This is a genomic window from Amycolatopsis sp. NBC_00438 (assembly GCF_036026695.1).
GTDB lineage: Bacteria > Actinomycetota > Actinomycetes > Mycobacteriales > Pseudonocardiaceae > Amycolatopsis.
The window spans coordinates 5,040,826-5,053,224 of record NZ_CP107923.1; the positions used below are offsets into that span (position 1 = coordinate 5,040,826).

Below are 12,399 nucleotides of genomic sequence, written 5' to 3' on the forward strand. Positions count from 1 at the left end.
GTCAGCGGGTCAGCGCGGCGCCAGCGCCCGGACCTGCTCGAACGGGTCGCCGCCGGTCGGGAGCAGGGCGATGATCGGCGTGGTCAGGCCGTTGTCCACATAGGACTGGACCTGTTCGCGGCACGAGTCGAGGCTGCCGTGGACGATCAGGTCGTCCACCACCGCGTCCGGGATGACCTGGTTGGCCTTCTGCCGGTCGCCCGCCGCCCAGGCCTCGTGCATCGGGGCGAGCGCCTCGCCGCGGCCGAGCCACTCGTGGAACGCCGCGTACACCGGGACCGTCAGGTAGCTCGAGATCAGCATCCGGCCGAGACCCCGCGCCGCCGCGGCGTCCTCGGTGGGGCAGACGAAGATCCGGGCCGCCAGCTCGACGTCCGGGCCGATGACCGAACGCACCTTGGGCACGTCCGTGGGCGCCAGCCAGTTCGTGATGGCGCCGTCCGCCTCGCGGGCCGCCAGCTTCAGCATGCCGGGGCGCAAGGCGGCCAGCATGATCGACGGCGGCGGGTCGGCCGGGCGCTCCAGGCGGAACTTGCTGACGGCGAACGTGTCGTACTTCTCGCTGACCTTCTCCCCCGTCAGCGCCGAGCGCAGGAACCGCAGCGTGTCCCGCGACCGCGCGAACGGCTCTTCGAACGGAGCCGCGTTCCAGTTCTCCACGATCACCGGGGACGACGCGCCGATGCCGAGCACGAACCGGCCCGGCGCCAGCTCGGCGACGGTCGCCGCCTGCATCGCCAGCAGGCCCGGGCCGCGCGTGTAGACCGGCACGATCGCGGTGCCGAGCCGCAGCTGCGGTGCCCACTGCGACGCGAGCACGAGCGGCGTGAACGCGTCCGTGCCCGCGGTCTCCGCCGTCCACGCGTCGGTGTAGCCCAGGTCCGGCAGCTGCTCGACCAGCTCGCGGTGCGCCGTCAACGGCACCCCGGTCAGCGGGATCGTGAGGCCCCAGCGGCTCATGCGTTCTCCTTGTCCACGACGGAAAGCTCACGCAGGATCCAGTCGACCTGGGTGCGCATCAGGTTCTCCGCGACCTCTTCGGCCTGCGGCGTCATGTGGGTGGCCCCGGCCAGCGGCAGGAACACGTGCGAGCGGCCCTTCGCCAGCAGCGCCGACGACAGCCGCAGCGAGTGGGCGACGAACACGTTGTCGTCGGCGAGCCCGTGCACGATCAGCAGCGCGCGGCTCAGCTCGCCGGCGCTCTCGATCAGCGAGTTGTGCGCGTAGCTTTCCGGATCGTCCTGCGGTTTCCCGAGGTAGCGCTCGGTGTAGTGCGTGTCGTACAACGACCAGTCCGTGACGGGCGCGCCCGCGACCGCCGCGTGGAAGACGTCCGGGCGGCGCAGCACGGCCAGCGCGGACAGGTAACCGCCGTAGGACCAGCCGCGGATCGCGACGCGCTCGACGTCCAGCTCCGGGAACCGCGCGGCCGCGGCCTGCAGCGCGTCGACCTGGTCCTGCAGGGTGACGTCGGCGAGGCGCCCGTGGATCTCGCGCTCCCACACCGCGCCGCGCCCGGGCGTGCCGCGGCCGTCGGCGACGAGCACCGCGAAGCCCTGGTCGGCCAGCCACTGCGACGTCAGGAACGCGTTGCGGCTCTGCAGCACACGCTGGGCGTGCGGACCGCCGTACGGGTCGAGCAGCACCGGCAGCCTGCCCTCGCTCGGCTCGTACCCGCGCGGCAGCAGCAGGGCGCCGCGCAGGCCGCGCTCCCCCAGCGTCAGCCAGGTCAGGTTCGGCACGATGTCCGGGTCCACAGTGGACGACTCGATCGACGCCACTTCCGCGCCGTCGCGCAGCACCGAGACGCGCGGGCCGCTGTGCTCCAGGCTCCACGACGACAACACCGTGACGCCGGCGTTTCCGGCACCGTGGTGCACGCCGTCCACAGTGGACAGCCGGTGGATCGACCCGTCTCCGGTGCGGTAGACGTGGATCTGCGTCGAGTCCTCATCCGACGCGCTGAACAGCAGCTCGTCACCGACGTCGAGGACCGCGCGCAGCTGCAGCCCGGCCGGGGTGATCGCCTCGTCGCCGACGTAGAGCCGGTGGTCGCCGTCGACCATCCGCTCGGTGACCAGGCGCCCGTCGGGTGTCCACGCGGGGACGCCGCCGACGATGTCGATCCAGTGCTGGTCGGCGGTGGTGTGCACGACCGACGTCGAGCCGTCGGTGACGTCGAGGGCGAGCACGTCCAACCGCGTCTGGTCGCGCGGCTCGACGGCCAGCAGCGGCGCGCCGCCCGCCGACCAGTGCACCGAGGCGAGGTACTCCCACTCCCCCGGCGCGACGTCGACGCGGGAGCCGTCCAGGCCGAGGATCGCCAGCGTGACGAGGGCGTTCGTGGTGCCCGCGGCCGGGTAGGCGACGACGTTGGCCGGGTTCTGCGGGTTGGCCGGGTCGGCGATGGTCCAGCGCGGCACCGGGCCGCGGTCGGCGCGCTCGGCCAGCAGGGCCGTGCCGTCCGGGGCCCACCAGTAACCCCGGTTGCGGTCCATCTCCTCGGCGGCGATGAACTCCGCGAGACCCCACGTGACGTCTTCGCTGTCCTCCCCGGCCAGCACCCGGTCGTCGCCGGTGGCCAGCTCGATGACGTGCAGCCGCCGGTCCTGCACGTACGCGACGTGCGTGCCGGCCGGGCTCGGCCGCGGGTCGATGACCGCACCGTCGACCCGCAGCGTCACCTCGCCGGACGCGAGGTCCAGGGTGTACAGCTTGCCCGAGAGTGTGAAGGCCGCGACCGTGAAGCCCGCGTCGACGCCGTAGTGGACGACCCCGCCGCCGGTCTCGCGGGCCCGTTCACGCCGCGCCCGCTCCTCGGCGGGCAGCTCCTCCTCGCCGGGCAGCAGCTCGGCAGCGTCGACGACCTTCGTCTCGACGCCGCTCGCGAGGTCGGCCGACCAGAGGCTGTGCCGCGGGTCGGTGCCCGACTCCGCGCGCAGGAACAGCACGCGCGAACCGTCCGGGGCGACCCGGAACGCCTTCGGCGCGCCGAGGGTGAAGCGCTGGGTACGGGCCTGTTTGCGGAGGAACGGGAGATCGTCGACTTCGGTCACGCCCGCACTCTTCCAGACGCTCAGGCCGGTACGCCAACACCCTTCAGCTTCGCCAGCTCGGCGTCGACGTCATAGTCCGGCTGCGGGAACTTCGGGTCCAGCTCGGCGAGCGTCTCGATGAGCAGCTCGGCGACCGCCCAGTTCCGGTACCACTTGTGGTCGGCCGGCACGACGTGCCACGGCGCGTGGTCCGTCGACGTCTTCTTGAAGATGTCGGCGTAGGCCTTCTGGTAGGCGGGCCAGTGCGAGCGCGCCTCGAGGTCGCCCGGGTTGTACTTCCAGTGCTTCTCGGGCGTCTCCAGCCGGGCCTTCAGCCGCTTGAGCTGCTCCTCGGGCGAGATGTGCAGGAACACCTTGACCACGGTCGTGCCGGCGTCGGCCAGCTCCTGCTCGAACGCGTTGATCTCGCTGTAGCGGCGGCGCCGCTCCTCGGCGCTGAGCAGCCCGGACACCCGCGGCACGAGGATGTCCTCGTAGTGCGAGCGGTCGAACACGCCGATCTGGCCGGCCACCGGCAGCTGCTTGCGGATCCGCCAGAGGTAGTGGTGGCGGCGCTCGGCCGCGGTCGGCGCCTTGAACCCCGCGTAGTGGACGCCCATCGGGTTGACCAGGCCCAGCACGTGCGAGACCGTGCCGCCCTTGCCCGAGGTGTCCATGCCCTGCAGCACCAGCAGCACACTGCGGTTCCCGCCGCCGACACCCTCGGCGTAGAGCGCCTCCTGCAGCGCGGACAGCCGCTCGCCCGCGGTGTCGAGCTTGGCGAGGGCCTTGGGCTTCTTGCCGGGCCCGACCGGCGCCGAGCCCGGCTCCGGCAGCTCCCCGGTGATCCGCAGCGCGTCCCGGACCCGGCTTCCCTCGTCCTTCTTCTTGGCCATCCCGCGAGGTTAACGACTCAGGCGGCGGCTTTCTCGGCGAAGCGCTTCAGCAGGCCGCCGTGTCCGCCGTCGGACGAGACGCCGTCACGGACCTTCGCCGCGGTCTCGCCGTGCCGTTCGAACCCGCGGTGCTCCAGCTCGACGCGCGTGCTGCGCGGCCCTTCCTCGACGAAGCGGACGTCGATCTCGCTGGCGTGCGCCGGGTCCGGGTCGATCTTCCAGTCGCCGTCGATCCGCCACGACAGAACCACTCGGGCGGGTGGCTCCCAGACGAGGACCTCGCCCCAGTCGCACTCGGAGCCGTCGGTCAGCCGCTCGTACCAGCGTCCGCCCGGCTTCGGTTCGAGCACGGCTTCGGCGAGGCCGGCGGCGCCGAGGTGGTGCTCGCGCGGCCACCAGCTGTCGAAGGCCTCGGTGTAGGTCCTGAACGCGTGTTCGCGCGAGCACGCGACGGTGATCGTCTTGCGGATGGGCTCCAGCGTCATGGCTGCTCCTCGTGCCGGGACTCGGTGGCCTCCGCCAGGTCGGCGAAGGACTTCAGCGCGTCGGACCACATGCGGTCGAGGTAGGCGCGCACCGCGGCGATGCCGTCGGGTTCGAGGCGGTAGAGCCGCTTCGTACCCGCCGCCCGGTCGGCGACCAGGCCGGCCTCCTTGAGCACCTTGAGGTGCTGGGAGACGGCCGGGCGGCTGATCGGCAGGTCCGCGGCCAAGTCGCCGACCGCGCGCGGCCCGGCCCGGAGCGCTTCGACGATCGCGCGCCGCGACGGGTCGGCCAGCGCGGCCAGCTGGTCGCTTCCGTAAGTCGCCACGAACCGTAAGTTATCACTTACCAAAGTGGACGTCCACCGCGTCGCAGCGATTCGGGGGTCCGAGCCGCGGATTGCGCAACGAACAACGGGTGAAAGCAACGATTCCCGGCTGAACTCCGCGTCCTCGGTCTCTAACCTGAACGCATGACGACGTTCGCCGGCCGGGAAACCGCCGCCCCCTCCGCCGCGACCTTCATCGAGCTCGACGAGCAATGGAGCACGCACAACTACCACCCGCTGCCCGTCGTGATCGCCGAAGCCTCCGGCGCGACGGTCACCGACGTCGAAGGCCGGTCCTACCTGGACTTCCTGTCCGGCTACTCGGCCTTGAACTTCGGCCACCGCCACCCGGACCTGATCGACGCCGCCGTCGCGCAGCTCGGCCGCGTCACGCTCACGTCGCGGGCGTTCCACCACGACCAGCTGGGCCTGTTCTGCCGCGAGCTGGCCGAGCTGACCGGCACCGAGATGGTGCTGCCGATGAACTCGGGCGCCGAGGCCGTCGAGTCCGCCGTCAAGCTCGCCCGCAAGTGGGCGCACAAGGTCAAGGGCGTGCCGGACGGCACGGCCGAGATCATCGTGGCCGGCTCCAACTTCCACGGCCGGACCACCACGATCGTGTCTTTCTCGACCGACGAGACCGCGCGTGCCGACTTCGGCCCGTTCACCCCGGGCTTCGTCACGGTGAAGTACGGCGACGCCGCCGCGTTGCGCGACGCGATCACCCCGCGCACGGCCGCTGTGCTGCTCGAGCCGGTGCAGGGCGAGGCCGGCGTCATCGTGCCGCCGGAGGGCTACTTCGCCGACGTCCGCGCGGCGTGCGACGAGCACAACGTCCTGCTGATCGCCGACGAGATCCAGTCCGGCCTGGCCCGCACCGGCACCGTGCTGGCGCTGGACCACGAGGGCGTCCGCGCGGACGTCTACACCCTGGGCAAGGCCCTCGGCGGCGGCATCCTGCCGGTGTCCGCGGTCGTCGGCAGCCGGGACGTCCTGGGTGTGCTGAAGCCCGGCGAGCACGGCTCGACGTTCGGCGGCAACCCCCTGGCCTGCGCGATCGGGCGCGCGGTGGTCAAGCTCCTGCGGACCGGCGAGTTCCAGCAGCGCTCGGCGGAACTGGGCGCCCACCTGCACGCACGGCTGACCGAGCTGGTCGGGAGCGGGCTGTCCGAGGTCCGCGGCCGCGGCCTGTGGGCGGGCATCGACATCGCCCCCGGCGGCCCGTCGGGACGCGAGGCGTCGGAGGCCCTGGCCGCTCGCGGTGTGCTGTGCAAGGAAACGCACGACCACACGCTGCGCGTCGCCCCGCCGCTGGTGATCACCCGCGAAGAGCTGGACCGCGGCGTCGACGCGATCGCCGAGGTGATCCGCCCCGCCTGACCCGCTCGACTGTCCGTGAAGGCCTCCTTGAGGGACTCTATGTCCGTGAAGGGGGCCTTCACGGCGTTCGGGAGCGTTTGCCCGGGATGGGGCGTTGGGTGGGTATGGGATCAGGGGAATGGGTGGAGCGGCCGCTGGCCGGCGCGGACAGCGTGACGCCGGCCGAGCTGTACGAGCGGGGGAAGCGGCTCCGGGAGAAGACGCCGGTCACCGCGCACGATCACGACGTCGCCGCGGACGACCGGCCGACGCCCGCGCGGTACTTCGAGGCCAGCAACGCCGGGCGGCTGCCCGAGCTGGCCGAGCTGCGCCGGGAACGCATGCTCGCCTCGCCGTTCACCTTCTTCCGCGGCGCCGCCGGGCTGATGGGCGCCGACCTCGCCGGCACGCCGGACTCCGGGCTCACCGCGCAGCTCTGCGGCGACGCGCACGCCGCGAACTTCGGGCTCTACGGCACGCCCGAGGGCAAGATCGTGATGGACATCAACGACTTCGACGAGACCGTGCCCGGCCCGTGGGAGTGGGACCTCAAGCGGCTCGCCGCGAGCCTGGTGCTCGCCGGGCGCGAGGGCGGCATCGGCGAGTCCGGCTGCCGGGAAGCCGCCGAGGACGCGGCGAAGTCGTACCGGCGGACCATCCGCGCGCTCGCCGAACTGCCGTTCCTGCGGAGCTGGAACGCGCTGCCGGACTCGTCGGTGCTGTCGAAGGCCCGCGCGGACGAGCTGATCGACGACTTCGCCGACGCCGCCGAGAAGGCCCGCAAGAACGACAGCGCGAAGGTCGTCGCGAAGTGGACCGAACGCGTCGACGACCACCGGACCGGCTTGGCACGGCACCGGTTCGTCGAAGACCCGCCGGTGCTGACGCACGTCGGCGAGGCGACCGCGGAAGCCGTCGCCGCCGGCCTGACGTCCTATGTGGACACCCTGCGCGAGTCGCGGCGGACGCTGATCTCGCGCTACCGCATCGCCGACGTCGCCTTCCGCGTGGTCGGCACCGGCAGCGTCGGGCTCCGCAGCTACGTCGCACTGTTGCACGGCAACGACGACGAGGACCTGGTCCTGCAGGTGAAACAGGCGGCGTCACCCGCGCTCGGGCCGTACCTCGGCCTGCCCGCCGCCGAGCACGAAGGCCGCCGGATCGTCGACGGCGCCCGGCTGGTGCAGGCCGAGACCGACATCCTGCTCGGCTGGACCACGATCGACGGCGTCCCGTACATCGTCCGCCAGTTCCGCAACCTCAAGGGCGACATCGACCCGGCGGAGCTGGAGAAGGACCACCTCGACGACTACGGCCGGCTCGCCGGCGCGCTGCTCGCCCGCGCCCACACGCGGTCGCTGCACCCGCAACTGCTGTCCGGCTACTTCGCCGACGACTCCGAGCTGGACGAGGCGATCGGCGCGTACGCCGTGCGTTATGCCGACCGCACCGAGGCCGACCACGCGGCGTTCTCGGGTTCGACCACATCCGGATGACGCTGCCGACGGCGACGCGGCATCACCGAAGTCATCGAACCCGCCGGTCACGGCTACCCTCGCACGGGTGAGGACGATGTGGGTGCTCGCCGCGGTCTGCGGCCTGCTGGCCCTGCTACTGGGGCTCCCGTTCGCCGGTGGGGACACGCCCGGCGCGCTCGACTCGGCCGCCGCGGCCGCCGTCGCGCACCTGGGGCCGGGCGCGGCCGCGGTACTGGTGCTGCCGACCGAGCCGTACGTGGTGTTCGCGCTGGCCGCCGTCGCCGTCTTCTATTGCCTGCGCGCCGGGCGGCGGCTGGACGCCGCGCTGGCGCTGGGCGGGCCGGTGCTGGCCATCCTGCTCAACACCTGGCTGCTCAAGCCGCTGTACGACCGGTGGAAGAACGACACGCTGGTCTACCCGAGCGGCCACACCGTCGGCCTGGTCTCGGTGCTGACCGTGCTGGTGCTTCTCACGCGCAAGACCTACGTCGTCGTGCTGAGCGCCCTCGCGTTGCTGGCGGCCACGGCCGGCCTGATCGGCATGGGCTACCACTACCTCACCGACGTCGTCGGCGGCACGCTCTTCGCGGTCGCCGTCGTGCTCGTCACGTGGTCTGTGCCGCGTCGCGTGCCAGTGCCGTCAAGCGGCTGATCGCGCGCAGGTACTTCTTGCGGTAGCCGCCCTCGATCATCTCTTCGGTGAACAGGGACGGCAGCGGGTCGCCCGAGACGACGACCGGGATCGCGCGGTCGTAGAGGCGGTCGGCCAGGGCCACCAGCCGCAGCGCGACGTTCTGGTCCGGCGCCGGGTGGATACCGCGCAGGTGCACCCGCGTCACGCCGTCCAGCAGCCGCCCGTAGCGCGACGGGTGCAGCTCGCCCAGGTGCTCGCACAGCGCGTCGAAGTCGTCCACAGTGGACCCTTCGTGGGCCGCGACGGACTCCTCGAGTTCTTCGGGCGAGACGGGCGGCGGCGCGTCCGGCAGGCCGCGGTGGCGGTAGTCCGGGCCGTCGACGCGTACCACGCCGAACCGGGCCGACAGCGACTGGATCTCGCGCAGGAAGTCCTCGGCGGCGAAGCGGCCTTCGCCGAGCTTCTCCGGCAGGGTGTTCGACGTCGCCGCGATGTGCACCCCGGCGTCCATCAGCTCCTGCAGCAGCCGGGTGACCAGGGTGGTGTCGCCCGGGTCGTCCAGCTCGAACTCGTCGATGGCCAGGATCCGGTGCTCCGAGAGCCGCCGGACGGCCTCGGGGAAGCCGAGCGCGCCGACCAGGTGGGTCAGCTCGACGAACGTGCCGTACGCCTTCGGGGACGGCGCCGCGTGCCACGCCGAGGCCAGCAGGTGGGTCTTGCCGACGCCGAAGCCGCCGTCGAGGTAGAGCCCCATCGGCCCGGACGGCCCGGGCGAGCCGCCGAAGAGCCGGAACTTCTTCTTCTCCGGTCGCGCGCCGATGCGCTCCGCGAACGCCGAGCAGGCCTCGACCGCGGCGGCCTGGCTGGGCTCGTCCGGGTTCGGGAGGTACGTGTCGAACCGCACCGCGCCGAAACGCGGCGGCGGCACCAGCGCCGTGATCAGCTCGTCGGCGCCGAGCACGGGACGGCGGTCGGTCAGGTGCGCGGGCATGGTCGCAGAGCCTATCCGCCGCCCCGGTGGCCCAGGATCACCGGTGAGTAGCCATATCCCCCGGTGGAGAACGGGTTCCGGGGCGTGCTGGGATGGTCGGGTGCGAAGTGTGTGGCCACCATCACCGGGCGAGCTGACCGGGGCCGACCTGGAGGCGATCTACGCCTACCCGGCGACCCTCGAGCGTGCCTGGGTGCAGGTCAACTTCGTCGCCTCCGCCGACGGCGCGGTCGAGGTCGACACGACGTCCGCGGGCCTCTCGCACGCCGCCGACCGCGAGGTCTTCCTGCTCGGGCGCGACCTCTGCGACGTCGTCCTGGTCGGCGCCGGCACCGCCCGCGCCGAGAACTACCGCGGGGTCCGGGCGAGCGCGAAACGGCTGGAGCGGCGTCGCCGCCTGGGGCTGGCGGACGTCCCGCCGATCGCCGTCGTGACCCGCACCGCGGACCTCGACCCGCACTCTCCGTTGTTCACCGACACGGTCGTGGCCCCGATCGTGGTCACCACGACCGGCGCCGACACCGCGCACCTCGACGGCGTCGAGGTCGTGCGCGCCGGCGACGACGACGTCGACCTCGCGCTCGCGCTGCGCCTGCTGGCCGAACGCGGCCTGCGCCGCGTCGACTGCGAAGGCGGGCCGCGCCTGTTCGCCGGGCTGATCGCCGCCGACCTCGTCGACCAGCTCTGCCTGACCGTCGCGCCGCTGCTCGTGGCGGGCGGCGCCGGGCGCATCGCCGCGGGCCCGTCGCCGGTCGCACCGCGGGCGCTGGCGCTGGCCTCCGTGCTCGTCGAGGACGGCTTCACGCTCCTGCGTTACCGCCGGGGTGCCGGATGAGCGACGACGTCACGCTGGTCGAACGGGCCGCGGGCGGCGACGAAGCCGCGTTCGGCGCCCTGGTCCGGCGGCACACGCCCCGGATGTACCGGGTGGCGCTGCGGATCACCGGGAGCGCCGCCGAGGCCGAGGACGTCGTGCAGGAGGCGTGGCTCGCCGCGTGGCGCTCGCTGGGCGGGTTCCGGCACGAGTCGGCCGTCTCGACCTGGCTCTACCGCGTCGTCACCAACGGCGCGCTCGCGATCCTGCGCCGCCGGAAGCCGACGATCTCCCTGGACTCCCCCGAACCCGAGGGGAAGTCCACTCTGGACAGTGCGCTGCTGGCGGCGGCCGAACCCGGGCCGGAGGGCCGCGTCGTGCGCGCCGAGGAGGTCGACGCGGTGCTGCGCGCGATCGGCCGGCTGGAGCTGTCCCAGCGGGTGCCGCTGGTGCTGCGCGAACTCGAAGGGCTGAGTTACGAAGAGGTCGCCGAAGTGCTCGACGTGAACGTCGGCGCCTTGCGCTCCCGCCTGCACCGGGCCAGGGTGGCGCTGCTCGCCGAGCTGAGGGAGCGGTGATGGACCCGGAACAGGACCCCCGCTGGGACGCCGTGCGCGCGGCCGCCCGCCGCCGGGTGCCGACGCCGCCCGGCCTGGTCGAACGCGTGCTGCGCACGGTGGCCCGCGGCCGCCGGACGGCGGTGGACGTGCCCGGCGAGGAAGGCAGCCTGCGTGTCACCGAGCGGGTCGTCGGCCGCCTGGCCTCGGCGATCGCCGAGGCGCGGGCGCCGGCGGGCGTGCGGATCTCGGCCGTCGCGGTCGAGGACGAGGTGGTCCAGGTGCTGGTGTCGGTCCGCTTCGGCATCACCGCCGACGAAGCCGCCGAGACGCTCCGGCGGGAGATCACCGCGGAGCTGTCGCGGCAGCTGGGCGTGGCGACGGCGGTGAACGTGCACGTCGTCGACGTCCACGACGACTGAACCATTCCCCCGAATGGGTGACCTTGCGTGAGAGCCCCGTGGTCGCGGGCATCGTAGGGACGACAAGACCGCTCGAGAGGAGCTTGCAGGCATGCATCCGGAACGGACCGAAAGCCCCGGCACGGTGACCCCGCTCAACGAGGAGGGCGCCGCCGGCCGCACCACGATCTCGTCGCTCGTGGTGCAGAAGGTGGCCGGGATGGCCACCCGCGAGGTCACCGGGGTGTACGCGCTGGGCGGCGGCATGTCACGGGCGTTCAGCGCCCTGCGCGAGCGCATCCCCGGCTCCGGCACGGTCACCACGTCCGGCGTGTCGGTGGAGGTCGGCGAGAAGCAGACCGCGATCGACCTCGACGTCGTCGTCGAGTACGGCGCGCGCATCGCCGACGTCGCCCGCGCGGTGCGGCGCAACGTGATCACCGCCGTCGAGCAGATCACCGGCCTCGAGGTGATCGAGGTCAACATCGCCGTCAACGACATCCACCTGCCGGGCGAGGACGAGCCCGAACTCCCGTCGCGGGTGGAGTGACCGCGCGGGGTGCGCGGGAGGACCCGGAGGCCCGCGCGGCCTTCCGGGAGTTCGTGCGCACCCACCACCCCGACGTCGGCGGCGATCCGGCCGAGTTCGCCGCGGGGCTGGCCCGGTTCCGCGCCGGAAAGTCCGCAGTGGACGACACCCGGTTCGACGCGCCGATCCGCTTCGTGGTGAACCGCCGCGGGGTGGCCGCCGTGCTCGCGAAGTTGCGCAAGCGCCGCCGCCCGCCCCGCGTGCAATGACTCCCGCAGTGCCATCCGGGGCCTGGCCCCGGGCCGGAGGCTCCGCCACCCGGACCCCGTAAGAAGGGGTTTCTCCCCCGCCTGTCCTAGGAGGACGAAGTGAACGCAACGCAGACCGGGCTCCTGGCCGGGCTCATCCTCGGCCTGGCCGCGACCCAGGGGTTCACCGCGTTCCTGGTGACCCTGGCCGTCGGGATCATCGGGCTGGTCGCCGGCCGGGTGCTCGACGGCGAGCTCGACCTCGGCGAGCTGTTCGGGAAGGGCCGCGACAAGTGAGCCGGCTCCTCGACGTGCCGCGCGAGCTCGCCGAACCGGCCGAGCGCGGCACCCTCACCATCGGCCACTCGGTGGTGCGCAAGGTCGCGCAGCACGCGGCCGATCAGGTGCCCGGTACCGCGCGGGCCGGCAAGAAGGGCGCGAACGCGCGGGTCGGCGGCCACGACGACGAGGTGGATCTGGCGCTGGAGCTCGCCCTGAACTACCCGGTGGCGGTGCGCGCGGTCGTCGGCGCCGTCCGCGAGCGGGTCGTCGAAGAGGTCGAGCGGATCACCTCGTACCAAGTGCGGGCCCTGGCCGTGACGGTGTCGGCGCTGCTGCCCGACGTCGCGCCGAGGGTGCGGTAGCC

16 protein-coding genes are annotated in these 12,399 nt (G+C 72.8%); 10 read left to right on the top strand and 6 right to left on the bottom strand.

Annotated elements, in window-relative coordinates:
* Positions 1-9: 9 nt before the first annotated feature.
* Genes OG494_RS22070 through OG494_RS22090 form a run of 5 tightly spaced genes read right to left on the bottom strand, consistent with a single transcriptional unit; the run spans position 10 to position 4,742 of the window.
* On the bottom strand, positions 10-960 hold the full coding sequence (locus OG494_RS22070; RefSeq protein ID WP_328458591.1) for an LLM class F420-dependent oxidoreductase: 951 nt from the start codon (positions 958-960) through the stop codon (positions 10-12).
* A complete protein-coding gene (locus OG494_RS22075) occupies positions 957-3,056 on the bottom strand; it encodes a S9 family peptidase (protein ID WP_328458593.1) in 2,100 nt (699 codons plus the stop codon). The genes OG494_RS22070 and OG494_RS22075 overlap by 4 nt, the downstream gene beginning before the upstream one ends.
* A gap of 20 nt (positions 3,057-3,076) precedes the next feature.
* Complete coding sequence (locus OG494_RS22080) at positions 3,077-3,931, bottom strand: PPK2 family polyphosphate kinase (protein ID WP_328458595.1); 855 nt, start codon at positions 3,929-3,931, stop codon at positions 3,077-3,079.
* A 17-nt stretch (positions 3,932-3,948) separates the two neighbouring features.
* Positions 3,949-4,416 (bottom strand): SRPBCC family protein, encoded by a 468-nt coding sequence (locus tag OG494_RS22085; RefSeq protein ID WP_328458597.1) that lies wholly within the window; start codon positions 4,414-4,416, stop codon positions 3,949-3,951.
* The gene (locus OG494_RS22090) at positions 4,413-4,742 is read right to left on the bottom strand and encodes an ArsR/SmtB family transcription factor (RefSeq protein ID WP_328458599.1); all 330 of its coding nucleotides are present in this window, start codon (positions 4,740-4,742) and stop codon (positions 4,413-4,415) included. Before OG494_RS22090 ends, OG494_RS22085 begins: the two co-directional genes overlap by 4 nt.
* Positions 4,743-4,886: 144 nt before the next feature.
* Here OG494_RS22090 and rocD point away from each other — a divergent pair, with 144 nt between their 5' ends.
* The 3 genes from rocD to OG494_RS22105 all read left to right on the top strand — a co-directional run bounded on the left by rocD (position 4,887) and on the right by OG494_RS22105 (position 8,231).
* The gene (rocD, locus tag OG494_RS22095; protein ID WP_328458601.1) at positions 4,887-6,122 is read left to right on the top strand and encodes an ornithine--oxo-acid transaminase; all 1,236 of its coding nucleotides are present in this window, start codon (positions 4,887-4,889) and stop codon (positions 6,120-6,122) included.
* A gap of 104 nt (positions 6,123-6,226) precedes the next feature.
* Positions 6,227-7,597 (top strand): DUF2252 domain-containing protein, encoded by a 1,371-nt coding sequence (locus OG494_RS22100; RefSeq protein ID WP_328458603.1) that lies wholly within the window; start codon positions 6,227-6,229, stop codon positions 7,595-7,597.
* 76 nt (positions 7,598-7,673) lie between these two features.
* Positions 7,674-8,231, top strand: a complete 558-nt coding sequence (locus OG494_RS22105) for a phosphatase PAP2 family protein (RefSeq protein WP_442874489.1) — start codon at positions 7,674-7,676, stop codon at positions 8,229-8,231.
* On the opposite strand, the gene zapE is transcribed toward OG494_RS22105, so the two are convergent.
* Positions 8,185-9,204 carry a cell division protein ZapE gene (gene zapE / locus OG494_RS22110; RefSeq protein WP_328458605.1) on the bottom strand — a complete coding sequence of 340 codons (1,020 nt, stop codon included), beginning with the start codon at positions 9,202-9,204 and terminating at the stop codon, positions 8,185-8,187. The genes OG494_RS22105 and zapE overlap by 47 nt on opposite strands.
* Before the next feature lie 100 nt (positions 9,205-9,304).
* Here zapE and OG494_RS22115 point away from each other — a divergent pair, with 100 nt between their 5' ends.
* From OG494_RS22115 to OG494_RS22145, 7 genes are all read left to right on the top strand, one after another.
* Entirely contained in the window at positions 9,305-10,039 is a 735-nt protein-coding gene (locus OG494_RS22115) for a pyrimidine reductase family protein (RefSeq protein WP_328458607.1), read from the top strand.
* Entirely contained in the window at positions 10,036-10,596 is a 561-nt protein-coding gene (locus OG494_RS22120; protein WP_328458609.1) for an RNA polymerase sigma factor, read from the top strand. Before OG494_RS22115 ends, OG494_RS22120 begins: the two co-directional genes overlap by 4 nt.
* Positions 10,596-10,997, top strand: coding sequence for an Asp23/Gls24 family envelope stress response protein (locus OG494_RS22125; RefSeq protein ID WP_328458611.1), 402 nt, complete (start codon positions 10,596-10,598; stop codon positions 10,995-10,997). The genes OG494_RS22120 and OG494_RS22125 overlap by 1 nt, the downstream gene beginning before the upstream one ends.
* A 91-nt stretch (positions 10,998-11,088) precedes the next feature.
* On the top strand, positions 11,089-11,526 hold the full coding sequence (locus tag OG494_RS22130; protein WP_328458613.1) for an Asp23/Gls24 family envelope stress response protein: 438 nt from the start codon (positions 11,089-11,091) through the stop codon (positions 11,524-11,526).
* Positions 11,523-11,774: a hypothetical protein gene (locus OG494_RS22135; RefSeq protein ID WP_328458615.1), complete on the top strand. Its 252-nt coding sequence runs from the start codon at positions 11,523-11,525 to the stop codon at positions 11,772-11,774. The genes OG494_RS22130 and OG494_RS22135 overlap by 4 nt, the downstream gene beginning before the upstream one ends.
* A 99-nt stretch (positions 11,775-11,873) precedes the next feature.
* Positions 11,874-12,050 (top strand): hypothetical protein, encoded by a 177-nt coding sequence (locus tag OG494_RS22140; protein ID WP_013224542.1) that lies wholly within the window; start codon positions 11,874-11,876, stop codon positions 12,048-12,050.
* Positions 12,047-12,397: a hypothetical protein gene (locus tag OG494_RS22145; protein WP_328458623.1), complete on the top strand. Its 351-nt coding sequence runs from the start codon at positions 12,047-12,049 to the stop codon at positions 12,395-12,397. The genes OG494_RS22140 and OG494_RS22145 overlap by 4 nt, the downstream gene beginning before the upstream one ends.
* The last annotated feature ends 2 nt before the right edge of the window (positions 12,398-12,399 follow it).

Coding starts and splice junctions, on each gene's coding strand:
- OG494_RS22070 (WP_328458591.1), bottom strand. CDS start 960: ATGAGCCGCTGGGGCCTCACGATCCCGCTGACCGGGGTGCCGTTGACG.
- OG494_RS22080 (WP_328458595.1), bottom strand. CDS start 3,931: ATGGCCAAGAAGAAGGACGAGGGAAGCCGGGTCCGGGACGCGCTGCGG.
- OG494_RS22085 (WP_328458597.1), bottom strand. CDS start 4,416: ATGACGCTGGAGCCCATCCGCAAGACGATCACCGTCGCGTGCTCGCGC.
- rocD (WP_328458601.1), top strand. CDS start 4,887: ATGACGACGTTCGCCGGCCGGGAAACCGCCGCCCCCTCCGCCGCGACC.
- OG494_RS22100 (WP_328458603.1), top strand. CDS start 6,227: ATGGGATCAGGGGAATGGGTGGAGCGGCCGCTGGCCGGCGCGGACAGC.
- OG494_RS22105 (WP_442874489.1), top strand. CDS start 7,674: ATGTGGGTGCTCGCCGCGGTCTGCGGCCTGCTGGCCCTGCTACTGGGG.
- zapE (WP_328458605.1), bottom strand. CDS start 9,204: ATGCCCGCGCACCTGACCGACCGCCGTCCCGTGCTCGGCGCCGACGAG.
- OG494_RS22120 (WP_328458609.1), top strand. CDS start 10,036: ATGAGCGACGACGTCACGCTGGTCGAACGGGCCGCGGGCGGCGACGAA.
- OG494_RS22125 (WP_328458611.1), top strand. CDS start 10,596: ATGGACCCGGAACAGGACCCCCGCTGGGACGCCGTGCGCGCGGCCGCC.
- OG494_RS22130 (WP_328458613.1), top strand. CDS start 11,089: ATGCATCCGGAACGGACCGAAAGCCCCGGCACGGTGACCCCGCTCAAC.